At 54.1% G+C, this 26,256-nt stretch carries 20 protein-coding genes and 1 pseudogene; 8 read left to right on the top strand and 13 right to left on the bottom strand.

Features of this window, described 5'->3' with window-relative positions; translation table 11 throughout:
• The first annotated feature begins 92 nt into the window (after positions 1-92).
• Genes ACL2XJ_RS18335 through hpaI form a run of 3 tightly spaced genes read left to right on the top strand, consistent with a single transcriptional unit; the run spans position 93 to position 2,563 of the window.
• The gene (locus tag ACL2XJ_RS18335; RefSeq protein WP_413724045.1) at positions 93-968 is read left to right on the top strand and encodes a fumarylacetoacetate hydrolase family protein; all 876 of its coding nucleotides are present in this window, start codon (positions 93-95) and stop codon (positions 966-968) included.
• Between the two features lie 3 nt (positions 969-971).
• Positions 972-1,775, top strand: coding sequence for a 2-oxo-hept-4-ene-1,7-dioate hydratase (gene hpaH / locus ACL2XJ_RS18330; RefSeq protein WP_413724044.1), 804 nt, complete (start codon positions 972-974; stop codon positions 1,773-1,775).
• 8 nt (positions 1,776-1,783) lie between these two features.
• Positions 1,784-2,563 carry a 4-hydroxy-2-oxoheptanedioate aldolase gene (hpaI, locus tag ACL2XJ_RS18325; RefSeq protein WP_413724043.1) on the top strand — a complete coding sequence of 260 codons (780 nt, stop codon included), beginning with the start codon at positions 1,784-1,786 and terminating at the stop codon, positions 2,561-2,563.
• A gap of 47 nt (positions 2,564-2,610) precedes the next feature.
• Here hpaI and ACL2XJ_RS18320 read toward each other — a convergent pair whose 3' ends face one another.
• From ACL2XJ_RS18320 to ACL2XJ_RS18270, 11 genes and pseudogenes are all read right to left on the bottom strand, one after another.
• Positions 2,611-3,483, bottom strand: coding sequence for a DUF2218 domain-containing protein (locus tag ACL2XJ_RS18320; protein ID WP_413724042.1), 873 nt, complete (start codon positions 3,481-3,483; stop codon positions 2,611-2,613).
• Positions 3,484-3,606: 123 nt separating this feature from the next.
• Complete coding sequence (locus tag ACL2XJ_RS18315; RefSeq protein ID WP_413724041.1) at positions 3,607-3,993, bottom strand: RidA family protein; 387 nt, start codon at positions 3,991-3,993, stop codon at positions 3,607-3,609.
• An 80-nt stretch (positions 3,994-4,073) separates the two neighbouring features.
• On the bottom strand, positions 4,074-5,456 hold the full coding sequence (locus ACL2XJ_RS18310; RefSeq protein WP_413724040.1) for a hypothetical protein: 1,383 nt from the start codon (positions 5,454-5,456) through the stop codon (positions 4,074-4,076).
• 147 nt (positions 5,457-5,603) lie between these two features.
• Positions 5,604-6,827: a DUF3500 domain-containing protein gene (locus tag ACL2XJ_RS18305; protein WP_413724039.1), complete on the bottom strand. Its 1,224-nt coding sequence runs from the start codon at positions 6,825-6,827 to the stop codon at positions 5,604-5,606.
• A gap of 54 nt (positions 6,828-6,881) precedes the next feature.
• On the bottom strand, positions 6,882-7,739 hold the full coding sequence (locus ACL2XJ_RS18300) for a fumarylacetoacetate hydrolase family protein (RefSeq protein ID WP_413724038.1): 858 nt from the start codon (positions 7,737-7,739) through the stop codon (positions 6,882-6,884).
• Positions 7,740-7,770: 31 nt separating this feature from the next.
• Positions 7,771-8,160, bottom strand: coding sequence for a nuclear transport factor 2 family protein (locus ACL2XJ_RS18295; protein ID WP_413724037.1), 390 nt, complete (start codon positions 8,158-8,160; stop codon positions 7,771-7,773).
• A 36-nt stretch (positions 8,161-8,196) separates the two neighbouring features.
• The gene (locus ACL2XJ_RS18290; protein ID WP_413724036.1) at positions 8,197-8,979 is read right to left on the bottom strand and encodes an SDR family oxidoreductase; all 783 of its coding nucleotides are present in this window, start codon (positions 8,977-8,979) and stop codon (positions 8,197-8,199) included.
• A 338-nt stretch (positions 8,980-9,317) separates the two neighbouring features.
• On the bottom strand, positions 9,318-10,085 hold the full coding sequence (locus tag ACL2XJ_RS18285) for an amino acid ABC transporter ATP-binding protein (protein WP_132922226.1): 768 nt from the start codon (positions 10,083-10,085) through the stop codon (positions 9,318-9,320).
• Positions 10,078-11,013 carry an amino acid ABC transporter permease gene (locus ACL2XJ_RS18280; RefSeq protein ID WP_413724035.1) on the bottom strand — a complete coding sequence of 312 codons (936 nt, stop codon included), beginning with the start codon at positions 11,011-11,013 and terminating at the stop codon, positions 10,078-10,080. Before ACL2XJ_RS18280 ends, ACL2XJ_RS18285 begins: the two co-directional genes overlap by 8 nt.
• Positions 11,010-11,891 (bottom strand): annotated as a pseudogene (locus tag ACL2XJ_RS18275) (ABC transporter substrate-binding protein). Before ACL2XJ_RS18275 ends, ACL2XJ_RS18280 begins: the two are co-directional and overlap by 4 nt.
• 15 nt (positions 11,892-11,906) lie before the next feature.
• Positions 11,907-12,701: a deaminated glutathione amidase gene (locus tag ACL2XJ_RS18270; protein ID WP_413726915.1), complete on the bottom strand. Its 795-nt coding sequence runs from the start codon at positions 12,699-12,701 to the stop codon at positions 11,907-11,909.
• Between the two features lie 348 nt (positions 12,702-13,049).
• Here ACL2XJ_RS18270 and ACL2XJ_RS18265 point away from each other — a divergent pair, with 348 nt between their 5' ends.
• The 3 genes from ACL2XJ_RS18265 to ACL2XJ_RS18255 all read left to right on the top strand — a co-directional run bounded on the left by ACL2XJ_RS18265 (position 13,050) and on the right by ACL2XJ_RS18255 (position 21,624).
• Positions 13,050-13,940: a hypothetical protein gene (locus tag ACL2XJ_RS18265; RefSeq protein ID WP_413724034.1), complete on the top strand. Its 891-nt coding sequence runs from the start codon at positions 13,050-13,052 to the stop codon at positions 13,938-13,940.
• Between the two features lie 411 nt (positions 13,941-14,351).
• Positions 14,352-15,353, top strand: a complete 1,002-nt coding sequence (gap, locus tag ACL2XJ_RS18260; RefSeq protein WP_132922231.1) for a type I glyceraldehyde-3-phosphate dehydrogenase — start codon at positions 14,352-14,354, stop codon at positions 15,351-15,353.
• Positions 15,354-15,783: 430 nt separating this feature from the next.
• A complete protein-coding gene (locus tag ACL2XJ_RS18255) occupies positions 15,784-21,624 on the top strand; it encodes a hypothetical protein (protein WP_413724033.1) in 5,841 nt (1,946 codons plus the stop codon).
• Positions 21,625-21,728: 104 nt separating this feature from the next.
• On the opposite strand, the gene ACL2XJ_RS18250 is transcribed toward ACL2XJ_RS18255, so the two are convergent.
• Positions 21,729-23,048, bottom strand: a complete 1,320-nt coding sequence (locus ACL2XJ_RS18250) for a hypothetical protein (protein WP_413724032.1) — start codon at positions 23,046-23,048, stop codon at positions 21,729-21,731.
• Between the two features lie 484 nt (positions 23,049-23,532).
• On the opposite strand from ACL2XJ_RS18250, the gene ACL2XJ_RS18245 reads away from it, so the two are divergent.
• A complete protein-coding gene (locus ACL2XJ_RS18245) occupies positions 23,533-23,673 on the top strand; it encodes a hypothetical protein (protein ID WP_413724031.1) in 141 nt (46 codons plus the stop codon).
• Between the two features lie 57 nt (positions 23,674-23,730).
• Positions 23,731-24,540, top strand: a complete 810-nt coding sequence (locus ACL2XJ_RS18240; RefSeq protein ID WP_413724030.1) for an SDR family NAD(P)-dependent oxidoreductase — start codon at positions 23,731-23,733, stop codon at positions 24,538-24,540.
• Between the two features lie 113 nt (positions 24,541-24,653).
• Here ACL2XJ_RS18240 and ACL2XJ_RS18235 read toward each other — a convergent pair whose 3' ends face one another.
• On the bottom strand, positions 24,654-26,252 hold the full coding sequence (locus ACL2XJ_RS18235) for a gamma-glutamyltransferase family protein (RefSeq protein ID WP_413724029.1): 1,599 nt from the start codon (positions 26,250-26,252) through the stop codon (positions 24,654-24,656).
• Positions 26,253-26,256 lie beyond the last annotated feature (4 nt).

Below are 26,256 nucleotides of genomic sequence, written 5' to 3'. Positions count from 1 at the left end.
AGGCCCCTCCCGCCGCCAGGCGGCGGGAGGGGATGCCTAATGGCATCGCCACGGATCCTGACCGGTACAGCACCTCACTATGGAGGCTTATTTTGCAGCAGCCCAAATTCGCTACCTTCTCCTGGGCCAATGGCCGTTATACGGGTTATGGCCTGGTCACCCGCCAAGGAGTGATTAATCTTTATCAGCGCGTCGGCAAGCGCTGGCCGACGCTCAAGGACGCCATCGCCGACGGCGCCCTGCCGCTGCTGGCCGGCGAGGCCATGGGCATGAGCCCGGATCACGCCTTGGACGATATCCGGTTTGACAAACCTATTCCCAACCCAGGTAAGATTTTATGCGTCGGCGTCAATTACCCCAACCGCAATGCCGAATACAAGGACGGCCAGGCCGCGCCGGACTATCCGTCGCTGTTCGTGCGTTTTCCCAGGTCTTTGACCGGCCACCTGCAACCGCTGCTCAGGCCGCCGGAAAGCGAACAGCTCGACTATGAAGGGGAAATCGCCGTCATCATCGGCAAGGGCGGCCGCCGTATCGCCGCAGGCGAGGCCCTTTCCCATATCGCCGCCCTGACGCTCTGTAATGAAGGTACCGTCCGCGACTGGGTGCGCCACGCTAAATTCAACGTGACCCCGGGCAAGAATTTTGAAAGCTCCGGCGCCATGGGGCCCTGGCTGGTGCCCTATTCCGACCCGGCCCAGCTCGCGGATATCCGCCTCACCACCAAAGTAAACGGCGAGCTGCGTCAGGATGACCGCACCAGCCGCATGACCTTTTCCGTTGCCTGGATTATCGCCTACATTTCCGCCTTCACCACTCTTGAGGCGGGGGACATCATCATTACCGGTACGCCCGCCGGCGCCGGCGCCCGCTTTGATCCCCCCCGCTGGCTCAGGCCGGGCGATGTGGTGGAGGTGGAAGCCGAGGGTATCGGCGTGTTGCGCAACACCGTTAGCGACGAGGAGTAGGACATGCTGAGCCAAATCCAGATCCAACGCGCCGTGGAAGCGCTGGACCATGCCGAAAGGAGCCGGGTGCAAACCGGACTGCTCTCCCTGCAGCACCCACAGATGACCCTGGACGACGCCTACGCCATCCAAGGGGCCTGGGTGAAACAGAAAATGCTTGCCGGCCGCAAGGTTTTCGGCTGGAAGATAGGACTGACTTCCAAGGCCATGCAATCTGCCCTGGGCATCGACACCCCGGATTCCGGCGTACTGTTCGACGACATGCTGTTCGAGGACGGCGCCGCCATTGCGCCGGAACGCTTTATCCAGCCGCGCATCGAGGCGGAAGTGGCCTTTGTGATGAAAGCACCCCTCAAGGGGCCCGGGGTCGGCATTATCGATGTGCTGAACGCCACGGCCTATGTGGCGCCGGCTCTTGAAATCCTCGACACCCGTATTCTGAGAAAAGATCCGGCCACCGGCCGGACCCGCACCATTATGGATACGGTGTCCGACAATGCCGCCAACGCCGGCGTCGTGCTGGGAAGTCAGTCCTTCAGGCCGGACAGCGTGGATATGCGCTGGATGGGCGCCATTGTTTCACGGAACGCCGCCGTGGAGGAGACCGGACTGGGGGCCGGGGTGCTGAACCATCCGGCCCGCGGCGTTGCCTGGCTGGCAAACCGCCTGGCCCGGTATGGCGATAGCATCGAAGCCGGACAGTGGGTGCTGGCCGGCTCGTTTATCCGTCCGGTGGAAGCCCGCCGCGGCGACACTATCATCGCTGACTTTGGCCCCCACGGCACCGTCAGCTGTTTTTTCCAGTGAGGTCTCCCATGTCAGCCCCCATCAATACCTTCAAACAAGCCTTGGCGGAAAAACGCCCCCGGCTGGGACTTTGGCTGGCCCTGGCCAGCCCCTACACCGCCGAAATTTGCGCCGGCGCAGGATTTGACTGGCTGCTGCTGGACGGCGAGCACGCCCCTAACGATATACCTCTGCTGATGGGCCAACTGCAGGCCCTGTCCGGCGCCCCCGTCCACGCCGTGATCCGCGCCCCCATGGATGCGCCCTGGCTTATCAAGCAACTGCTGGATATCGGCGCCCAAACCCTGCTGATTCCCATGGTGGAAACCGCGGAACAGGCCCGTGCGCTGGTGCGGGCGGTGCGCTATCCGCCGCTCGGGATCCGCGGCGTCGGGGCGGCCCTTGCCAGGGCATCAGCCTTTAACCGACTTCCCGATTATCTGCAGACCGCCAATGATCAGATTTGCCTGCTGGTGCAGATTGAGAGCCGCGCCGGCCTGGAGAATCTGGATGACATTGCCGCCGTCGAGGGGGTGGACGGAGTGTTTATCGGCCCGGCAGATCTCGCCGCCGACATGGGCTATCTGGGCCGGCCCGGCGCGCCGGAGGTACAGGACGCGGTGGAAGCGGGCTTGAAACGCATTTTATCCCGGGGCAAAGCCGCCGGTATTCTCACCGCCGACCCGGAATTGGCGGAGCGCTATCTGGCGCTGGGAGCCACCTTTGTGGCGGTGGGCAGCGACGTGGGCCTGCTGGTGAAGGCCACCGGCGCCCTGGCCGCCTATTTTCGGGACAGACTGAGCGCGTAATCTTCTTGCAGACCATCTCATGCCGGCGGCTCGCCGGCCATTCCGCCCTACGCTTTCGGCATGGTCCGGCTTTGGCGCCAATTCACTTCCAGCACCTCGCGCACCGCCGCTTCCTCCAGGTGGCGCACCATGATCTCCTGCATCTCCTCCAGTTTTTCCTGCCGGGAGGAGGTGACCGTTATCCTGAAGACGCCGTCCATCGCCTCCATGCGCACCTCGCCCATGCTCATCCGGAACTGGCCGCTGGTTTTATCGGTTACCACCGGCGTACGGTGCTGGAAGTGGCTGCTCAGGCGGCGCAGGAAACGATCGGCATTGGGAGTGGCGATATCGGCAACGCTCATAAGGGTGGCCTCGCCCAGCGGCGGGGCATTGAGCAGCTCTTCGAGCTGATCGGCGGCGGCATGAATGACGGCCGCCATTTTCTCCACCACCCCCTCGCCCACCGGCGCCAGCTTGATGCGCAGACTCAGGGCCCGTTTGAGGTGATCCATGGCATCGACGATCTGCTCGGGGGATTTGCCGTTGCCCTTGGGCACCACCCGAGCCAACAGCATTTCGGTCACCGCTTTATTGGCGGCGAGAAACGATCGGCCGCCGTCGGTAATGGTGTAGCGCTTGCGCCCGCCCTTCTCCAGATCGATAACCGTATAGCCCCGGTCATAGAGCCAGGTCAGCGTCGGGTAGATTACCCCGGGACTGGGCTTGTACAGACCGCCGAAGCGCTCTTTTACTTCATGGATAAGCTCGTAACCGTGGCTGGGCTGCTCGGCCAGCATGGCCAGCAGCAGCAGGCGCAGTTCCCCATAGTCGAAAACCCGGCCGCGATGGCCGCTTTTGCCGTTCTTTTGTCCTGCCGCAATGGCTTCCTCATCGCCCTGACCGGGTGTGGTCATGGCGGAGCGGCTTGTCTGCACCATCTTGCCCTCCCTTTAAAATCCTTAAAATATAACTGGATATTAAATATATCTAAAGGCTGTGTATACCTTGTTATAGCCTTTTCAGTCATTTTTCGAGATTTCACTCCCTTGTTTGACGATAGCTCAGCGGGCCAGCACCGCGATAAAATCACATTGGAACCTGATATTGCCGGTAAAAGTACCGTCCAGGGCATGGCGCGCCGGACGCGATTGAGGGTCGGGAAACAGTTGTTCCCAGTGGCGGTTGACGATGTCTCGCTGGGATTTGTCCTGCATCCACAGGGTGACCTTAACGATATCTTCCAGGCCGCCCCCCGCCGCCTCAACGATGGCGCGCACGTGCCCGAACATCAGGGCGCACTGCCGGTCCGCATCCGCCGGCACTTCCTGGGTCTGCGGGTCCCGACCGTAAATCACCGCGGAATAAAGCATCTGTTCGACCCGGCAGGCGGCGGGAATGGGGTTGGCATGGGGAAACCCGTCCACATAAATACTTTGTCTTCTCGGCATACTCGCTTTCCTCCAGTGCAAAAGGCTCCGCTTCCCCCCGATGAAAATAAACCGCGGCGCAAGCGGAACCGGTGCGGGCGTCAGTAATCGCCCTCGGACATCATCTTGCCGAATTTATATACCAGCCTCAAACGCTCGGAACGGTAATTACCCGTGACTTCGTTGGGCGAATGGACGATGTCATATTCGAACTCCAGATGCAGCCGTTCGGTGATGTTGTAGCCGAGGATCATAAAGGCGGCATTGACGTTCATGGCCGGCAGCGGGTAATAGATGCCGGGGGAATCCTTCAGCTCCAGCCGGGTCACGCCCAGTACCGCCAGGGCTTGACGGGTATGGTAGGCGTAGCGTAACGCCAGGGCGGTTCCGGGCTGGTTAACGGTGACCATGGACACCAGGGGCTGTCCGCTTTCCAACGGCGTATTGTCGTAGATACCGAAGGTGTAGGGCGCGAAAAAGCCGCCGTTCAGGAAGGCGCCGTCCCTTTCAGGCACCCGGCTGGCGACAAAATAGACATCATGGCTGCCCGATCGCGCTCCTATCCTGGCCGAATAAAGACTGGTATCAATGTTCTCGTAGGGAAATGCCTGATCCGAGGCATCCCATTCATGAACATATTGGGCGCCCCAATAGGGCGTCCAGGAACCGACTTTCAGGCTTTGCACCGGGATTTCGGCGCCGGCGAAGGCCAGCTGGGCGCGTTTGTCGAAGTTGTAATACCAGGCTTCGGCCTTGGCATGATAGAGCTGTCCATAGCGCAGCCCCAGGGTGGTAAAGCCATTACTGTCCACTGAAGGGATGCTGGTATCCGTGATTTCCGGCGACCCGGTATCCCCCCGGCCAAAGTAATCGGCGCTAAAAGGCTTGAAGCGATAAATTCGATAGCCATAGAATTTAATGTCCGGATTGATGGGCAGGCTGTAGCTGCCGCCAAGCCCCTGATAAAGGGCCGGGATCATGGTCCACCCCTGCCCGCTGTTGGCAAAGGGGGTATCCAGATTCATGCGGCCGGCCTTCAGATCCAGGCCATAGCCCTGATAACGGAGGTAGGCCTTGCCCAGCACGGTGACATTATCCGACGGCAGGTAAGGTTCCACCTGGGCGGTGTCCGACGGATTCAAGCCCAGGTTATAGGCCCCATACCCCGCCAGACCGAAACTGAATCCCTGGAACGCGGGGCTTTGATATTGAATATCACCGCCGAAAGAATGGGTTCTCCTGTTTGACATCTCGCTGCTGCCGTATTCCTGGAAAAAAGTCATGGTCTTCCCCTCGCCATACAGCGATCCTTGGGATAACCAGTCGCCAAAGGAATCAGCTTCTGTCGTGGGGGGTGACGCCTCGGCAAAACAACGACCGCAAAACAGTGCCAGAGGAAATATAATCAATGCCGCAACCTTGGATACTCTTTTAATCTCCATTGCCTGAACCTCGTTAATGGTGGTTTTGGTGATTTTCAGCATTCATTTCTTCATTACTGCCCGGTCTTTTTGCGGCATGGGGAAGCCGCCAGCTTCGTTATGGAAACTGGGTTTTCCCTTATAGTTGTTATCCGGACAAAACGGCGTCGTCCGGTACGGCATTGAATTTCAGGCCGTCCCGGCCTGGGATCATCCTCGGTAACGGGACAGCAAGGCCTTGCCGTAGTCGTTGCCGTTGGGGATGCGGGTAATGGTATGAATATGGAACCTGGCCGGCTCTTGGTTGGTCAGCCACATGCCGCTGTGGTGGTCAAACTCCAGCATCACCACGGGACTCTGGATGCGGTAATAAAAAACGTCGTCATCCCGGCATCCGCCGATCCAACTCCACCATGTTTTATCCAGGTAGGTGTTTATCAGCGCCAAACGCGCGGCCCGAGGGCCATCCGGCAGGAAGTCGAGAAAAGTTTCCATGGCCGCCAGCAGCTTGCGGCGCTGTCCGGCATTGAATTCCGCCGCGCAGATCCCTTCCAGGGGAATAATCCGGTTATCCTGGAAGGCGCCCCCCAGGTGGCGCTGGTCGGCAAAGTTGAAGCGATCCGGCGGCATGGCCGGGTCTTCCATTAGCCTGTAGACGGTGGCCCGCTCCTGCTGGTCCCGGCTCAGGGACTGCATCAGCGCAAGTCCCAGGCGCTCCTCCTCGGTAAAAAGAGTACAGTCGGAGCCGTCGCCCCGATCGATGACGTTGGGCTCCACCCCCATGAACGTGGGGGCTATCACCAGCTGGCGGCCCAAAATAAAGCAGCAGAAAGCCACATGGTGGCCATAGATGCTCCATCCCCAGGGCCGCGAGGCGGAGGGCTCGCCGAAAATCATGAAGTGGAAACTCCAGCGGTTCATGATGTTGTTAAGATCGTAGAGTTCCCCCAAGAAATGGTTGGCGTCCATTAATTGCCGTACCTTCTCAAAGCCCCTCGCGCTGGTGCAGCTTTGCAGCAGGCCCCAAAATGCCTCCTGCGTTCGTCGAGAGGTGAATTCCAGACGCACCCCGAAATCATTAAAGGGGATTTCCGGGTTGTACCAGGCCCGCCACTCCCGAGCATCGATGGGATGGAGGATTCGCGTGCGCTGGCTATCATTGAGGGTAGCCAGCAGCGCCTCGGCGGCGGCCACCGCCCCTTGCGCCGCAAAACCCTCATCCCTTAATTCAAACAGGTCCGGCCGCACGCGTCCGTCGGCGGTAATGCCGCGGAAGGTCTCGTTCAACAAGCCCTGCCAGTGCGCCATAAGGTTCCTGGCTTTTTCCGTGGCCAGCATCCGCTCGCCGTAGGTGTATACATCGACGCCGCGGGCGGCGGCGATACGCGGCGAATCGTCCGGCATCAGGTAATCACGAAAATTCTGGCTGACCATGAAAGCTCCTTGCATCTTACTGATGCCGGGCGGGTTCCGCCCACGGGTTGTTGTTTATTCCCAAGCGGATTCCGCCGCCACAAAATTCTCTATAAATCCCAAGCCTTCAATCTCCAGGCGCATCACATCACCTTGTTTTAGAAAGGTGCCGGTAGGCGCGCCGATACCGGACGGCGTGCCGGTGGTTAAAATATCCCCCGGCTCCAGGGTCATCACCGTGGACAGGTATTCAATCTGCTGATAAATGTCGTAGATCATATCGCCGGTGCCGGATTGCTGGCGCAGTTCGCCGTTGACGGTGAGTTTCATCTCAAGGGCCATAGGGTCCGCCACCTCGTCGGCGGTAGTCAGCCAGGGGCCGATGGGTCCGTGAGTATCGAAGGATTTCCCCAGGGTGAAGGTGGGCGACCTGTGCAGCCAGTCCCGCGCCGAGACATCGTTGACAACAAGATAGCCGGCGATAACCGCCGCCGCGTCGCCGGCCTTGACGTGGCGGCAACGGCGGCCGATCACTACCCCCAGCTCGATTTCGTAGTCCACCTTGTCGCTGGCGCCGGGTTTCACCACCGGATCGAAAGGCCCGTTGATGCAGGAGACTTGCTTGTTGAACCACAGCTGGCTTTCAGGAATGGGAATGCCGGCAAGGCGGGCCTCTTCGGCGTGCTTGCGGTAATTCATGCCGATGCCAAGGAACTTCTGCGGGTCGTTAACGGGCGCCTCTAGACGTACCGCTGACAGCGCAAAGGCCGGCGCTTGAGCCTTCTGCAACGCCGGACGCAGCCGCGGCAGATCGGTAAGCAAGCGGCGCATGGAGTCGCCTACGCCTTCGATGCCCGACAGATCGATAACCCATTCGCCGTCCACTTTACCGATACGGGTTCGTCCATTCTCAGTAAAACGCGCAAGTTTCATGGTATTTCCCTCTATTAAAAAATATGCCGGCTCAAGGCTGATGCGGCGTGAGCTGCGATAACACTATCTGCCAGCCCGGGGCCGAACGGCGCAATACCAGGGTCAGGAAGCCGAAACGGGTCATCACTTCGCCGGTCTTAAGGGAGCGGACGCGATTGCGGGTATCGCCGGTGAGAATAGCCACCCCTCCTTCCAGGCGGATTTGCGGATCGTCCCGGTCAATGGACACAAATCCCCCCATTCGCCGCACATGCTCCAATAGCTGCTGTTTGCCGTGTACCATGCCGGTGCTGTGCACATGCACCAGATCATCCGCCAGCATGGGGGCCAGGGCGGCGATATCGCCGGCCACCAGCGCCCGCTGCCGCTGTTTTTCAAAGGCCAGCAGTCCGGCGCGGCTGTCATCGTGGTCATAGGTCATGGTGCTGTTCCCCTGGTTCAAAAAAGACAACCTGATTCAAATCAGGCCGCCGTAGGAGCCGCCGTCCAACTGCAGGTTCTGGCCGGAGATAAAAGACGCCTGCCGGCTGCATAAAAAAGCGCAGGCAGCGCCGAATTCCTCAGGCCGGCCATAACGCCTGGCGGCAATGGACCGGGCGTTGCGTCGGCGCGCTTCTTCCCGGTCGATGCCCTCTTTATCCATCAGCCGTTGCAACATGAATTCCTGGCGCGGGGTATCGATCCGTTCGGGCAACAGGTTGTTGATGGTCACATTATCCGCCGCCACTTCATGGCTGATGGCTTTGCACATGGCGGTCAGGGCGGTGCGGGCCGAAGTGGACAGGCCCATCATGTAGTGCGGGGATTTGACCATGGCCGACGTGATGTTAATCACCCGGCCAAAACCCCGTTGCTGCATACCGGGCAGATAAGCGCGGATAAGCTGCACGGCGGGGATGAAGTTGGCTTCCATGACGGCGCGCAGGGCGTCTTCGTCCCAGTCCCTGAGCTCTCCCGGCGGCGGACCGCCGTTATTGGTAACCAGGATATCCGCCTCAGGCAGCGCGGACAGGATGACGGAACGCCCCGCCGGGGAGCCGAGGTCTGCGGCGATATGCGCTACGCTTATCGCCGGAAAGTCCCGGCGCAGCAGCCGGGCCACCTCCGCCAGCTTGTTCCCGTCACGGCCATTGAGGATGACATCCACCCCTTCAGCGGCCAGCGAACGGGCGCACGCCAGCCCCAGCCCCTGGGATGAACCGCAGATAAAAGCCTTTCTCCCCCTGATCCCCAAGTCCATTCTTCTCTCCCGCCGGTAGGTTCAGCGCCTGCGGCGGCAGAACCATAAGAGGTTTGTATGTAAGTCGGTTCAATATAGATATATCCACAATTACGATATGTCTAGATACCCTCTGTCCCATTGTGATAAAAGTCAGAGGCGTGTCACGAAATAAATGCAGTGCGGTACCGGACACAGCGCTTTAGATAAGCGCCCTGTCCGCAGGCGGTTAATGGAAGGGGTTTTGCAGGTAAACTCGCCGGGAAATTAACGGGGAGAGGCGCGATGGCGACGCTCGTTCCCGAGCGCCATGGCCGCCGCATGGGGGGACGTTAAGGCGTATGCACGGCGGCGGCGGTTCAGATAAACCGGCTCAGGAAAGCGCGGGTGCGGGCGTGCCGCGGGTGCACCAGCACATCGTCGGGGCTGCCCTGCTCAATGATGTTGCCGCCATCCATGAACACCACCCGATCCGCCGCCTCACGGGCAAAACCGATCTCATGGGTCACCACCACCATGGTCAATCCCTGTTCGGCCAGGTTGCGCATGGTGGAGAGCACCTCCCCCACCAGTTCCGGATCCAGCGCCGAGGTCGGCTCGTCAAACAGCATCAGTTTGGGACGGATGGCCAGGGCGCGGGCTATGGCCACCCGCTGCTGCTGGCCGCCGGAGAGATGACGCGGGTAGGCATCGGCCTTATCGCTCAGCCCCACGGTGCGCAATAATTCATGGGCATACCGCTCCGCTTCGCCTCGGCTGTGCCCGTGCACTCCTACCGGCGCCTCGATGATATTCTGCAACACCGTCATATGTGGATAAAGATTGAATTGCTGGAAGACCATACCGATATCACGGCGCTGCCGGGCTATCCGCTTAGGCGGCAGATGATAGAGCTTGCCCCGCCGCAGCTCATAGCCTATCTGCTGATCCCCTATCATAATCGTCCCCTGGTTCATTTCCTCCAGGTGATTGATACAGCGCAAAAAGGTGGACTTACCGGAGCCGGACGGCCCGAGGATGACCACCACCTCGCCGGGATAGACATCCAGATCGATGCCTTTAAGCACCTCGTGATTGCCGTAATTCTTATGCACGTTGCGCGCTCGCACCAGAGGCTGGTCATTCATCGCCGTTCTCCTCCTTGCCGGCCGCCGGCGCCGGCGCCGTTTGCTGGCGGCGGGTGCCACGGGCGTAATAACGTTCAATGGCCGATTGCGCCACGTTGAGTACCGTGGTGATAATCAAATACCAAATCACCTCCACCATAAGCATGGGGATAATTTCAAACGTGCGGTTATACACCGCCTGGGCGGAATAGAGCAAATCTCCCATGGCGATAACGCTGACAAGGGAAGTGGCCTTGATCATGCTGATAAGCTGGTTGCCGGTGGGGGGAATAATCGCGCGCATGGCCTGGGGAATAACGATGCGCCGCAGGGCCCGTGCGTGACCCATGCCAAACGCCTGGGCGGTCTCCATTTGGCCGCTGTCAACCGAGAGCAAACCGGCGCGGATAATCTCCGCCATATAGGCCGCCTCGTTCAGCGCCAGGCCGGCGATAGCCGCCGTCAGCGGCGTGATCAGATCGTTAGTGTTCCAGTGGGCAAAGAAGGGGCCGGTGACGGGAATGCCGAGGGAAAGAGTGGGAAACAGGGTGGACAGGTTATACCAGAAAATCAATTGCACCAGCAGCGGCGTACCGCGAAAAAACCAGATATACAGTCCCGACAGCCACTGCAACAGCCGACTGTTCGACAGCCGCGCCACCGCCAGCGCCAACCCCAACGCCATCCCGATGGCAATGGAAACCAGGGTCAGGCCGAGGGTTACCCCCAGTCCATGGATGATACTCGCCTCGGTAAACCACTGCGCTACCACGTTCCATTCGAAATTGGCGTTAGTGCACAACACCCAGAGCATATTCAGCGCGATGACCAGTACCACAACCCAAGACAGCCAGCGTCCGTAGCCCGGTGAATGGTGAGCGCCGGCGACATCGCGCAGCCGCCACTCCGGTGACTCATCGGAAGCTGTCGCGGCGGCGGCCCGTTTCATTTAGCCGCTCCTTTCGCCAGATTGACCCCCGGCGCCGGAAGCTGGTTTCCTTCCAGATGCCATTTTTTCATAATGGCGGCATAGGTGCCGTCGTCAAAAAGCTTCTGGTACGCCGCCAGCATCACTTTACTTAAAGCGGAATTCTTCGGCACCACCGTGCCCTGGTAAATATCCCCAAAACCGTTGGCTTTGCCGGTGCCGGTCAGCTCCAGCTGGCCGTGGGATTGCTGGACAAAATAGACCAGCGGCGCCTGGGATGAGAAAAAGGCATCGGGGCGCTTTGAACGAACCGCCAGTATAGAGGAAGGCTGATCGGTGAAGGACTGGACGGTGACCGCCGGCTTGCCGGCGCCGGTACAGGCCGCGGACTGGCGGCGAATGACCTGTTCGGCGGAGCCGCCGGCCATGACGGCGATACGCTTGCCGCAGGTATCTTCCAGGCCGTTGATGCCCGCGGGATTTCCCTTGGGTACCGCGAACACCACATACTCTTTCACAAAATCGATAAAATCGTTTTTCGGCTGGCGATCGGGATAATCCCCAATGGGGCCGATGGCCAGTTGATAACGGCCGGACTGAATACCGCTTAACAGCCCCGATAAACCGCTGACCGAGGCGTCTTCGATTTTAATACCCAGCAATTACCCCAGCGCCACGGCCAAATCCGCGCTGGCGCCATCCTCGGAATGAGAACCGGTAACGATTTCATAAGGCGGGAAGGAACCGTTATTCACCGAAATCATGCGGCCGGACTGTTTAATCCCGTCCGGCAACTGGTCATGCAGCGCCTGATCCATTTTCGGCACCGGCAGCGGGTCAGCTCCGTACGCGCCGACGCTGCACAAGGCCATCATCGTTGCCATTATCATTTTTTTCATCAATTGCTCCCTGGTTTATTCAGCATTGAGCCGCGGAGGAGAAAAACGGCGGTTTTCCAACACCGGCAGATGATGCCGCGCATGCGCAATACGCGCGGCATCGAGACAGGCAAACACCAGCGCCGGCGCTTCCGCCCCACGGGCGATGGCGACGCCCAGCGGATCCACCGTCAGGCTACAGCCGATATTGCGCGGGCCGCATTCCCCCACCGCCACCACATAACAGGTGTTCTCCAGCGCCCGGGCGGTCACCAGCACTTCCCAATGCATCTCTTTTAGCGGCCCTTTAACCCAGGCGGAGGGCAGCACCAGCACATCGGCGCCGTCCAGCGCCAGCCGCCGTGCCAGCTCGGGGAACCGCACGTCGTAACAGGTCATTAGCCCCACGCGCATTCCGGCCACCTCCACCAGCGGCGGCACCTCGTTGCCGGGGGTGACGTTGTCAGACTCCTGCATGGAAAAAGCATCATATAAGTGCAACTTGCGGTAACCGGCGATAATTTCGCCGTTGCGCAGCGCAATCAACAGGTTCCAGGCCTTTCCCCCCGGCGCGGGAACATGCACGCTCATCATGGTGGTCATGCCGTTGCCGCGACTGGCGGCCAGCAGCTGCGTGACAAACGGACCGTCCAGCGGCTGCGCCGCTTTAAGCACCAGATCGGGATCGGCGATATCCCGCGCCAGCACGCCTTCCGGCAAAACCAGCAAATCGGCGCCGCCCTGACGCGCCTGGTTCATCAGGGCGATACAGGTTTCGGCATTGGCCTGCCATTCGCGGGCGACCATAAACTGACCCATGGCGACTTTCATCATCGAACTCCTGTGGCAATGGACGGAAACCGTTCCGCCGGTGTGACGCCATTATACCCGGCCTCCGGAGGAGGCGGAGTCCTTTCTGGCCACCCGGCTGCCGGACAGGCTGGATGACATCGGCGCGAGGCGCTGCCGATCTCGTTGCCTATTGATATAGCAACACTAAAACAGATGAATATTACTACAAATAAGTAAACTAATAATTACAATATAATTATTTCACCATGTTTATGTTATTCAACCATTGTCAAAGTAAAAAAGTTATTATTTAAGCGTTTGTTTAGAAAACTTAAATAAAAAAACGCGTATCCTGTTAATTCACGTTTATTTATTTAGGACACCATTATGATTCCCTGCATTCAAGCGACCAGCGCCGCGCACCATACCATTTTTAACAATCAGAGCGAGACGCAAAAAATCGCGGATATCGGCTTCATCCGCGTGAAAAATGTTCTTATTGAACTGACGTTAATAGCGCCTCAAATTATTGAAAAAATATTTTTTTATTTGGGAAAAGACGATTATACGAATTTACGTGAATCAATTTTATCCGACAACATTGAACCTCCTATGCGCGCCTACGGCGAGCTTGAGCGCTCATTGCAGGAAGGCAATTACGATATCAAAAGCCTTAAGCCGAAAGAAAGGGGATTTTATCATGAACTGCTCGTAAAGCCTGATAATGACAGCGCCAGTGTCATTGCTTTGCTTAATGAGAAACTGGCGGTGGGCAATAATATCCACAAAGACTTTTTTTCTGGTAGAAGTCATAAAGAGATCATGATAGCGTTTCCGTCCTTTTCCGATGAGAATATTTTTCCTCGTTTGCATAACCTTCTTTATAAAATTAATACAGGCCTTCATGCAATGGAGCCTAGCAAGACGATTGTCTTCCAACAGGGTCCGGATCCGACTTACAGATTTAAAGCCATAGACAAACTCATTTTTCCCCGAAATTTATTCAATGAGCAGATCACAGCTCATAAATCCCTTCGATGTATCTTGGAAGCCGCAGATAGCATTATCAAAACCCAGAGCGGCAACGCCAGGTTTATGTGCGCCTTAAGTATCCATCATTTGCTTGATTGCTTGAAAAATGAAAAGTTATCATCGCTAACCAGCGAGACAATTGATGCTGTCTCACAAGAATTCCCCTATATAGCTAATCTGGGCAAGGCGCTGGTAACGCTTTATCCAGAACTGCAGACAAATAAGGAAAATAACGCCAAGGCATAAGCGTCATGGTTGGCCGTGAGTCTTATCCGGAATGCGGCGCCACCCGAATTTCCTGCCTGGTTGACCCAGCGCAGGATTTTTGAGCCGGCGACCCGTGAATACACTCGCACCCCGGATATCCTGTTGTCTACCCCGTACAATGATTACCCCTTGAAGAAGCGCCAGCCTCGTCGTTCATCATCCTATTGGTGAAAACTCACGGGCAAAACCGTGGGAAACATAATTTTCCGATTATAAAATCCAATATAATTCATAACGATAATACACCTCAACGCACGTTTCTTGCGCTTTATCCCTCTCCCCTCTGGCTAATCCTTAGCTATCTTAGTAATGTCTTATATAACAGCGTGCAGGCTTGCTCATGAAAAGCATTTATCTATACTGACATATCTTGTTTATGAGGAGTAGGTTATGAAAAAGATCGGTATCAATGGTTTCGGCCGTATCGGACGTCTGGTGTTGCGCCGGATTCTGGAAACCAACAGCGACGTGGAGATCGTTGCCATTAACGACCTTACCTCGCCCAAGGTTCTGGCCTATTTATTAAAGCACGATTCAAGCTACCGTGACTTCCACGGCACGGTGGATTACACCGATAACGCCATCATCGTCAACGACAAGAAAATCGCCGTCTATGCCGAAAAAGAGGCAAAAAATATCCCCTGGGGCACGCTTGGCGTCGAGATTGTGGTGGAATCCACCGGCTTTTACGCATCAGAGGAAAAAGCACAGGCCCATTTAGACGGGGGCGCGAAGAAAGTGCTGATTTCAGCCCCTGCCGGCAATATGAAAACCATCGTTTTCAACGTGAATTGCGACACCATCACCGCTGAGGACACCTTCCTTTCCGTGGCATCCTGCACCACAAACTGCCTGGCGCCCATGGCCAAGGTCCTCAATGACAGTTTCGGCGTCAAAATCGGTACCATGACTACCATCCACGCATACACCGGCACCCAGTCGCTGGTTGACGGACCGCGGGGCAAGGATTTGCGTGCCTCGCGCGCGGCGGCGCAAAACATTATCCCCCACACCACCGGGGCGGCTAAAGCCATCGGCCTGGTTATCCCTGAACTCCAGGGCAAGTTGAAAGGGCATGCCCAGCGCGTGCCGAACCTCACCGGTTCCGTCACCGAGCTGGTTTCGGTACTGGATAAAAAGGTCACCGTCGATGAAGTGAATGCAGCGATGAAAAAAGCCGCCGAAGGCAATGAATCATTCGGCTATACCGAAGAAGAAATCGTCTCTTCCGATATTGTCGGCACTCATTTCGGGTCGGTTTTTGATGCCACCCAAACCGAAGTCTCAGAGGTAGGCGATCTGCAGTTGGTGAAGACCGTCGCCTGGTACGATAACGAATACGGCTTCGTTACTCAGCTGGTGCGCGTATTAAATAAAGTCGCGGCCTATTGATTGCTGGCCGCCTTGCGGTAAATCGCGGCGGCCGGTAAAAACGCCGCGGTCTGCATGGCCTTCTCTGCGTGGAGAAGGCCGTACGATGAAGCGGATTCATCATGTTGTTAACCCCAACATACCTTAATTAAGCAGACAAAATTACTCTCAACCGGTAATGTTTATAACCAGCTTTCCTAAGCTACGAAAATTAAATACTGCTCCAGAAATAATTGATTCCATTCGGTATATTATTTAAAAATTAACAATTAAATACCGAATACATTCTTTAGAAAAAAATTAAATTTTCCGCAAAATAATAATGTAAAAACTATTTTTCCTTATAAAAGAATAAACTTTGCCGAAGAAATATATCACTTCAAGCAAATATCTACCATTAATAATTGGAAATAAAAAATGTATTAATCATATATTTATAGGAGTCAGGAAAATGAAAAGCCTCTCATGCGCCAACAGCGCTTACCCAACCACCGCTATCCCCCTGCAGCAACTCGTCGAAACTCGGTTAACACAGCCATCCATAGCAAAAAGCAGCGTCGGCAACGCTTATGTAGCATACGGCAAAAAAAAGTCGTTTAATAACATAGCATCCTGCTCCCCAAATAATGTCTCTCAACATCTCGATGCGGAAGAGATAAAAGCGGATAGATTATTTTCCTGCGTAGAAGAGTTAAATCGCCATCCCGATAGCCTGCTAAGAACGCATGGAAGCAAATATATCACACTGCATTTTGAAGAAAAAAGACGTTCGGTATTTACCAAAATCGTTGCCCTACCCAGCGGCCGGGAAATATACGTGGGGAACCTTTCAGGCAAGATGATAATTTCCGACGGCGAGATCTATCATTTGCCGCCAAGCAGCGTCAATCATTACAACTTAGGCTGTTCATTGATGCTGGCCTGGGCCGGCTTAAGCACGGCGTATTGCCAGCCTGCGCTACAATACGGTTCACCTTTGCGCGAGACCGACGGTCATCCGGGAGGTTATCCTCGCCGCCAGACAGAAACCACGTCATTGTTCGCCACGCTACAGTTCGCCGGCAGGTCTTGGATCCCTTTATTGACGGTTTGGAAAAATATACTTGCGGGGCCCGTCGATAACCTGCTCAAGGCCTTTACCCTGCCCGGGGCGGCTGCGCAGGAGACACCGGTAGACCAGAATGATGTTTTTGAAGAGGAGTGGCCCAATGACATTAAAGATCTCATCAATGATGAAATTACGCCTGTCCCCATGCTCAACGGATGCAATCCATCCCCGGGCGAGCCTTACGACGAACAGTACTTTCTTGTCCATAAAACGTTGACCGTGGTTATCGATGAAATCAAAACCCGGATCTCCATGCCCCATCATGACGCTCAGCGGGAATTAGAGCATGTGTTGTCCGTGTTTCAACTAAGCACCGGCTCCGCTTCCGAATCTCTCGACATGCTATTGTCTTTTGATAAATATGTAGGGGAAAAAGTCCAAGATATTTTTGATAAAGGTAATATATACGCAAAAGAGACTAAATGTGTTCATCTTATCTTGCTAAAAGGAAAAATTGAAAAAATCATTAATGAATGCAAGGAAAGACAACAAGCCAGCGTGGCTACCCGCGATGCGATAAATAAGTATGAAAAAAGTCAGATTAAAATAAGAAATTTTCTCAAGCTTGATATTGATAAATTAATGTTTTTACATGATGATCCAGACAAGGAGAGAATTTATGAAACAATAGAGTATAAAAAAGGCGTCACATTTTCTGAAGCGAAAAACAATATACATATGTTATATAAAAATGTTATTTATGAGCAAAAAGAAAAATATGTAAAGTATTATAAAACGTTGCTATTGATGGAACACGCCAAGCTTGATTATTGCAATGAGCTTTATGTCGTTCCAGGGTTTACCGTCCTGGAGCGAATCCTTTACAAGAACGACATGCAATTACTGAAGTCGTTATTGCAGGAAAACAATGAAAGAATTGACAATTTAATCAAAAAAAGATATTTCTACAAATTATATGATTTTACCAGAGAAAATGGCGTTAGTTTACAAGGCGAAAACCTTCTCATCCCTGGCGAATTATCAAAATTCAATGTGCTATTTGATGTACCGGAGCATGAAATTGATGAAATTGAATTTTTAAACACGTTTACAAGCGAAATTACCAATTATTTGAGCCTACGCACCGAACATGGCTCCATTTTAGGTATAACGCTAAAAGTTATCGAACTGCTCAGAATAACCGACGATCCAGAAATGGAGCAGCATCAGTGGTATGAGGTAAATATCAAGCCATTTTACCAGGCTAAGAAATTATTTCAAGACATTATACATCTCAGCTTAAATAGAAATATATACACACGTATGCCGGCAACATGGAATAACGACCACACTTCACAACTAATAAAAGACAAAATGTCTTTTATTTATTCTGATATTTTAATATCTTTTCAAATGGACTTTAATAAAATCGTAAAGAATATATTACAAGAAAACAGGTTCATTGTGGTGGAAACTGAAGAACAGCGAATAACCGAAGCAAAGTTCGCCGCGGTAGCTCAGTTTGCGCCAATAGATTTTGAGAATGACGATTATGATTCGCGCCTGATATATTACAAGAACATGATTGACCAAGGGTATATCATTTTGTTGCTATGGGCATCAGCTTATTGGTATATATCAAAGATCAAAGCAGAAAAAGTGTCTCATCGACTGCTTGATGTTCATGCTCTGAACGTCGCCCGTCAATTTATTGAGCAAGAGAACAATATTGCCGCAGAGCTCAACATGGCCGGTAAGGCAACATTTTCCAGCCTGTATACGTTAAAACCTTCCAGTGAATTTGATGATAAGCGTGATTATTATGATCAATTCATTTATTATAAAATACTTACGATTAATAAAGAATCAAAGTTCAAAAGTTTTTTCGCCATTAAGAATTCCCTTATAGGCTATTATGATCTCCTTTACCCCCCCCAAGAGGCCTATACTTTCAAGGTTTATTCTCGAAAATATTTACAAAACACCTTGGCCAATGCCCCTAGCGTATCGATACCCGTGACTAACCTGGGTTTCCTGTCTATCGTTAAAACAAAGACTGACAGGCTGGTCCTTATTTCTACCTTAGCGGATTTCACCTATATTTCCATCATTGACGAGCTTTATAGTACTGAGTTGATCTCAAGGCTTATGTCTCAATGGAAGAGCGCCCCTAATGGGCTGCAAGCGAGAAGCCGCGCCAAATTTTCAGTTAGTATGAGCGAGTTGCAGCTGCTGTTTTTTTTAAACCAGCCAGACGACCGTGATAACCCTTTGGATATGTTACTGGTTACGCCGGAAGAAAATGATTACTCCAACCCAACGCCTGAAATCACCTTTGCGGCTTTTAAGGAAATCGATCTCGAACAAAACCTGCGAAGCTTCATTGATACACTGAATTTTAAAACATTGTTGGAAGTTAGTATGGGATTGAAAACCTCTTTATTGAGGCCGACGTGGATTGATTTTATTACAATGCATATTCCATTTTATCGGACTATCGAGCGTTATTGGCAGGATAACGATATGACGTTGAAATTCGAAGACGTCGTTTTTGATATATTTGATCTCATAATAGCTCTTATTCCCACGGGAATTTCATTGAGCAGAATTCCGCAAAATTTTATAGCAATGATACTCAAATCGGCAAAAGATCAAAATATCCCCAAGCACATGTTAAAACAGTTTTTTATCGGTGAATTCATAAAATTGGCACCACAGATGTCTTTTTCATCAGCAAAGAAAATTTCAGGCGATCTCTTGAAATTTATCAATCCATTGCCTTTAACCGTAAGAGGCGTGGGTAATTTACCAACGCTATGTTATAATGGTATAAAGAAAAACATACAATTCGTCAACTCCCGTACCAAGGCACAAAAATTTTTTCAGCAAAATTTGCGAAAAGAATGGAGTATGAAGATCGGCCCCGATAAATTAAAACCCCTTTGGGATGGCATCTATACGGACAGTGCATTAATTAAAAATACCCGGCATTATATAAAGGATAGAGATGACATATTCCAAGTACAGCGCGATGAGATAAAAGAAGTTTGGCGAGTACTGGATCCCAACAACGACGATATTATGGGCACTGCCATAGCGGTTGTGCCGCACGGTAAAGATAATTGGGAAATCAGCCCGATAGACGTAGGCATCGAATCCCCTATGATTTTAGACCAGTTCTCCCCCCTGGCGACACAAAACGTCATACCGGATATTCGATTTGAAAGCGCGGTCTCCTTGCAAATGCCGTCAGCAGACGAAGATTTTCATTCGGAACAGTGCCAAAAGATACTGACCTTTTTTATGACTGAAAATGAATATTTCCTGAATGATATGTTATCTTCGCATTTCAGCAAGGATGATATTCTCTTGGCACTGGCCGACCGTCTAACGGGTAACGTCCCAAAAGACGATGTTTTTTCGCGAGGAGGCTATACCACGCTACAAGATCTCATGATTCATGAATTTTACAGTCTCCCTGCCAAATTCGAGACCGCTATCAGTTATCGGGCAATCAATTTCTGGGTCGACAAATGGGATAACAATCCTATAAATCATTTTTTAATAAAATATATCATCGGTAAGAATGCTTATATTATTGACCTGCAGGCAATCAGACCACCAAAGAATTTAAATAACAGTAATTCCCAGGTATATTCAGAACAAGAATGGTTACGAAAATACAAAAACGACGTACCACCAGAGTTTGCTTTGATAAAATACAAAGATTACAGCGATATTAAAGATGCCTTGCAGTTTTCACAAAATAAAGACTTATCGCCATCCGCGACAACCGAGGACAGTTATTTGATCAGAGAGCCGGCGTGGTATCAAAGCACGGTACTCCAAAATAGTCAATACGCACTAAAAATGAAATATCCTATTTTCTCCGTGGATACGCCTTCATTTCGTGTTATTTGCCGGAAGGCTATCAGAAGGCTTTATGGAAAAACGCCCTTTGAAGCCCTTCCGCCCAAGATTTTAGCAGAGGCAAACCATATTGATGCTGAACAGGCGGAAGCGCTTTTAAATCATTTGACTGTTTCCAAATCCAGCATCCTGCCGGCCGGCACTATTCTGGACTCTGGCTTGCTGGTGCCGAACCTTGACATCCTCACCCGCATTAATCCGGGCAAATTGGTACTGTTTTATGATCAAAAGGGCCTACTGATGCATTCCCAGGTCAGTATCGGCAATGGGCGTTTCGCCAGCGCGGACAATACTTTTTTTGATCCCCGGTTACCCGATCATCCGGCCATTCTCGTGGCTGAGGAACTAGGCATATTTCGAGGCGTAAACTTAAAGCTCAGGCATAATGATATGGAATTGAGCGTTATAACCGGTAATGTAAAAGGGGTTGAGGAAACATCCTCAACGATCGCATCGCCCCTTATGAAGAAAAAAATTCTGGCCGTAAAAGGCGATGACCCGGAACCGGTTGAGAAATGGGTCCCTGTGTCAAGGGAAGAGTCATTACTGGGTGAACATTGGGAAATTATCCCCATGGGCGGGCTAAAAAGCCATATTCAAATCAAGGTACATGGCATGCCGTTCAATGTTAATTACATGGACGCCACCGAGTTCTCCCATGTAGTCCGCGGCCTGATGTTGAGCAAGCCTGAGGTGTATAATCTGTCTCAATTAAAACATATCGATCTTTACTCTTGTTTTAGCGGATTTGGCGGCAAGTATTCCATGGCGCAAGTTCTGGCGAATGAACTGCAGGTTCAAATTAAAGCCTATCCCTATTATATCAGTCAAGCCATCGAACGAAGGCATCCTTCCTGGTTTACCACCTACCGGCCTATGGGCGCCGACGACGCCGGCAATAAAAACCGTTACGTTTACGCCCGGCACAATACTCAGTTGCAAAGCATTATCACCATGCACACCCATCTCCATGACTTTATCGCTTATCTGGCGCACTTACGAAGAAAATTCCGGGCTCTCCGGCAAAAACGCTCACGCGCAGGCGATCCGCCGTCCGCTAGCTTACCCTATATACCCAGCATACAGACCGATTTAGCCAAATTGATCCTAGGAGAACGGCCTTTGCATGAATTCATTATTGATTTTGACATCGGCCGGGAAACGGAATCGGCCCTGCGAGAATTGTTAACCGAATACCTATTCGATGAAGAGAGAACGGATGACGTTTTTTTCCAGGTTTATTTTGATATCATTTTTACCATTGAACGCTTCAGGGATATCGGCAACGTCTGGCAAAGGTTTACCACTGACTGACCGGCCCAAGCCGGCTCGCCTCTTTTACCCTGGCGTATAGGATAGCTGAGATGGGAAAAGGGGGCGCAAGCCCCCCGACACTTTCGCAGCAACGGATATGCGCTTTACGCGACCTCGCTGGTCGCCTCGGCCTCGGAAACAGTCCCCTCTGCCACGCCGTTAACTATTGTGTCTGCGGGAGAGCTCTCCCCCATTGCGTTGCCGGTTACCACGCCGGCCGGCACGCCGCCGTCTATTGCACCATCAATGGCGCCCTCCCCGGTCTCGCCGCCGGGCGCCACAGCCTCCGGCAAGCCGGCTGGTATCGTGTCGGCAGCAACTCTGCTGATTATCGGATTACCGGGTACTGCCCCTGCCAGCGCGCCGTCAACCACTCCGCCGGTGATCGGATTGCCGGGCACTGCCCCGGCCAGCGCGCCGCCGGTAGCTCCGCCGATTATCGTACTGCCGGCTGTTCCACCCGCCGTTCCGTTGCCGATGAACCCGCCGATAATCCCTGTTGCCAGCACGCCCCCCGGTAGCATACTCAAGGACAAGGCTCCACCGGCCTGCAAAACGCCGGGGTACAGCTTCTCAATCAAGCCTGCCAGCGGAGTATTGGCAATGTACAGCTTCAACGTGGCTGATAAATTGGCGGGCAAAGCCGCCAGTTGGGTATTGTTGGCTTGCAAAATCTGAAGACCCGCGGGCAAAGGCATCGGAAGTTCGCTCACTTGAGTGTTGTTCACATTCAGGTTTGTTAATGATGAAGGCAGCGTGGGCAGGCTGGTCAATGGCGAGCCGCTCATGCTGAGAACTTCCAAGCCTGCAGGCAGAGCGTTCGGCGACAGGCTGGATATCTGGGTACCGTCTAGGCGCAACGCCTTCAGCCCGGGGGGCAGCGGGCCTGTCAGGCCGGTCAGTTTGGTCCCGCCGGCAAATAGCGCTTGCAGGCCATCCGGCATGGCGGGCAGGCTATCCATAGGAGTGTTATCCAGATGCAGCGACTTCAATTCCGGCGGCAGGCTGTCAGGAATGGTTTGCAGCTTGGTACCGCTTAAATGGAGGTGATGCAATGTCGGCGGCAGATTGCCCGACAGTTCCTCCAAGGGTGTATTATCAACATCTAATTCCTCGAGACCCGGCGGCAGTTCTTTGGGCAGGGAGGTGAAAGCGTTGCCGCTGGCCTTTAGATTCAGCACGCTCGGGGGCAGTTCATCCGGCAGGCTTGAAAGATGCAGACAGTTCAAATTCAAATAGGTGGCGCCCCGTTCCATACAATCGCGCAGGCGTTTTACCGCTGTGTCGCGCTGTTCCGAGCCGCCTTCTGGAGCCTGCTTAGCCCAAGTGTCCCACTGGTTGAAAATGTCTATATTTTGTCTATTGTCGTGGTCAATTGTATTTACTGTGTTTGGAGAAAGGGTTGAGGTTGGGGAGATATCCATATATTTCCTCTTTTAAGTCCATCGAATGTTTGGCACTGAAGAACTCTCAGCTCTGTTTGTATTTAGCGATTCACCCGAAGCCATTCACCGGGGATATATTGCACCGTCTGCCGACCCGGCCTCGGGACTCATTCTCCGGCCATAGGCGTCGCTAAACACACAAAGCGTAGATAGAAATTTATGGAGTAGTTAAGTCATTATAGTGAAAGAGATAATAAACATTTATCGCTTTAAAAATCGGAGTGATTTCCATACCCTTCATGGGAATCCCCACCTCATTGCCCTACCTGAAACCCCGGGGCGCCATGGCGTTTATGTCCTCACATCGCGGCAGCATTGAAAAAAATGTTGAAGCAGGGCTCGGTCTGGAGTTATACAGGACCAGTAAAGCCGCTCTCAAAATTCCGGCAAGAGGTATTTATGCCCATATCAGGGAACTGAGCCATAGCGTTTTGTCCATTCATCCGGGCTGGGTGCCACCACAATGGGCACCCTGGACGGCGCTGTTGACGCGGAAATCGACGTTGCTGCCAGCGTGAACGGCATGGCCAGGGTAATTGAACGCTATCGCGATTCGGGGCGGCACCATTATCTGGACTATCTCGGTAACCGCTGGCCCTGGTAAAGGCGATGATTGGCATCGCCTGCGCTACTGCCCGCGGACGGATTTTAATAAGGAAAAATGATGGATTTGAAGATTGCGGGCAAGGTGGCTTTGGTGAGCGGCGCCAGTACCGGTATCGGTTTTAGTATCTGTGCCGAGCTGGCTGATAATGGCGTGCATCTCGTCATGGTGGCGAGAAACGCACAGCGATTGCTGTCCGCCGCCCAAACGCTGGAAAATAAATATGGGGTGAAAACCCTGGCCATTGCCGGCGACGTGGCCGAGCCGGCATTTCCCCGCGCGGTCGTCAGCGAGGCGCTGCGCCATTTCGCCGGCATCGATTTACTGGTCAACAATGCCGGGCGGGCGCACACCGGCACCTTGCTTACCACCTCGGAGGAGGATTGGCACAGCATGACGGAAGTGAAATTTTCGGCGATGCGACGATTTTGCCGCGAGGTTATCCCCGGCATGCAGCAGCGCCGGTGGGGCCGTATCGTGAATATTTCCTCCATCGGCGGCATTTTTCCCAATCCGCCGCTGACGGTGTCTCACGCGCTGAGCGCCGCCATCAATAACCTGACGCGCAGCCTGGCGCTAGATGTCGCCGCCGACGGTATTCTGGTGAATGCCATCGGCGTGGGCGCGGTGGCCACCGAGAACTGGGCGCATAATATGCTGCCCGGCGTCCGGGCGCGCAGGCCGGAGCTCAAAGGGAGCGGCGATGAGGAGATCATCGCGCGGCTGGGCCGGGAGAGAACCCCGGTTGGCCATTTTGGCCAGCCGGAGGATATTGCCGACATTGCCGCCTTTTTGCTGTCGGCCCGCAATAATTTCGTCACCGGGCACACGGTGGAAGCGTCCGGCGGGGCGGATCGCTTTATGTGATCCGTTTCCGTAACATCGGGCCTTGGAACAGCCGTCATGCCCGAGGGCACAGTATCAGCGCGGCAATCGGCCGGAGCTTAGGCCGGTTATGATGCGGCCTCGGCCAGCGCGGTTCAGAACACCAGCGCCTGGCCGTCCTTGCGGGATTCGCTGGCGGCGATGTAATGCCCCTGGGGATGTCGCTGTATTATTTGCGAACCGCCGAACAGATGGTTAAGCTGCGCGTCCTCAACTTCAACCTGGTGGCCGAGGGCGCGCAACGCGGTAAGCAGATTACGGCCCAGGGTATTTTCCACCATCACCCGTCGGCCCCCGACTATGCGCCAGCGCGGCGCGTCGATGGCGGCCTGGGGATTCTGTTTGTATTGCATCACCCTCAAGGCTACCTGCAGATGGCCCTGCGCCTGCATCGGGCCGCCCATCAGGCCAAAGGACATCAGCGGTTGGCCGTTTCCATCCAGGGCAAACGCCGGGATGATGGTATGCAATGGACGTTTGCCCGGCGCCACGCAATTGGGGTGGCCGGGTTTCAGTACGAAACCGGCGCCCCGGTTCTGCAGGCTGATACCGGTTCCCGGCACCACGAGCCCCGACCCGAACCCTTTGTAATTGGATTGAATATAAGACACCATCATGCCATTACCGTCGGCGCTGGCGAGATATACCGTACCGCCCTCGCGGGGGGTGCCGTAGCTGAAATCCCCCGCCTGCCGGGGATCGATTAACGCCGCCCGCTGTCTGAGATACTCATCGCTCAACAGCATATCAGCGGGAAACCGCATATGGTCGATGTCGGCGATATGGTTATCCAGATCCGCCAGCGCCAGCTTCATGGCTTCAATGGAAAGGTGCAGCACCTCAATGGAATCGGGAGAGTACCGGCCGATATCCAGCTGCTCCAGGATACCCAGGGCGATAAGCGTGGCAATGCCCTGGCCGTTGGGAGGCAGTTCGTGTACCGAACCGCCGGCAAAGGCCCGGGACAACGGTTTGACCCAATCGGTCCGGTGGCTGTTCAGGTCCTCGAGCGTCATGGCCCCGCCGCACTGACGGATAAAAGAGACGGTTTTTTCGGCCAGTTCACCACGATAGAAGGCCTCACCCTGACTTTCGGCAATCAGCGACAGCGAGCGTGCCTGATCGGGATTTTTAAAGCATTCTCCGACGCGGGGAGCACGGCCATCAGGGGCGAAGCAGGCGCTGAATCCCGGTTGGTCTTTGAGCACCGCCAGATTTTTGTGCCATAGAAAACTCACCAGCGGCGAGACGGGAAACCCCTGTTGCGCATAATCTATTGCCGGCTGGGCCAGCGTGGTCAGCGGCAGGGAACCAAAGCGCCGCGCCAGTTCCACCCAGGCGGACACCACGCCGGGTACGGTTATCGAATCGTAGCCCCGCATCGGCATCTCGCTTCGGCCGGCGAAATAGGCTTCGCTCCAGGCCGCCGGTGAGCGTCCCGAGGCATTCAGGGCGTGCAGCTGCTTACCGTCCCAGACCATGGCGAATGCGTCGCTGCCGATACCGCAGCCGGTAGGCTCCACCACCGTTAACGCCATGGCGGTGGCAATGGCCGCATCCACGGCGTTCCCCCCCTGCATCAGCATTCTCATCCCGGCCTGCGCGGCCAACGGCTGAGATGTCGCCACGGCGTTACGGCCCATCATGGCCGGCCGGTAAGAGGGATAGGCAATATTGAAATCAATTTCTTTCATCGTA

This window comes from Sodalis sp. RH16 (genome assembly GCF_047324245.1).
In the GTDB taxonomy this organism is placed as follows: Bacteria; Pseudomonadota; Gammaproteobacteria; order Enterobacterales; family Enterobacteriaceae; genus Acerihabitans; species Acerihabitans ligni.
This window is presented reverse-complemented; position numbering and strand designations above follow the sequence as displayed.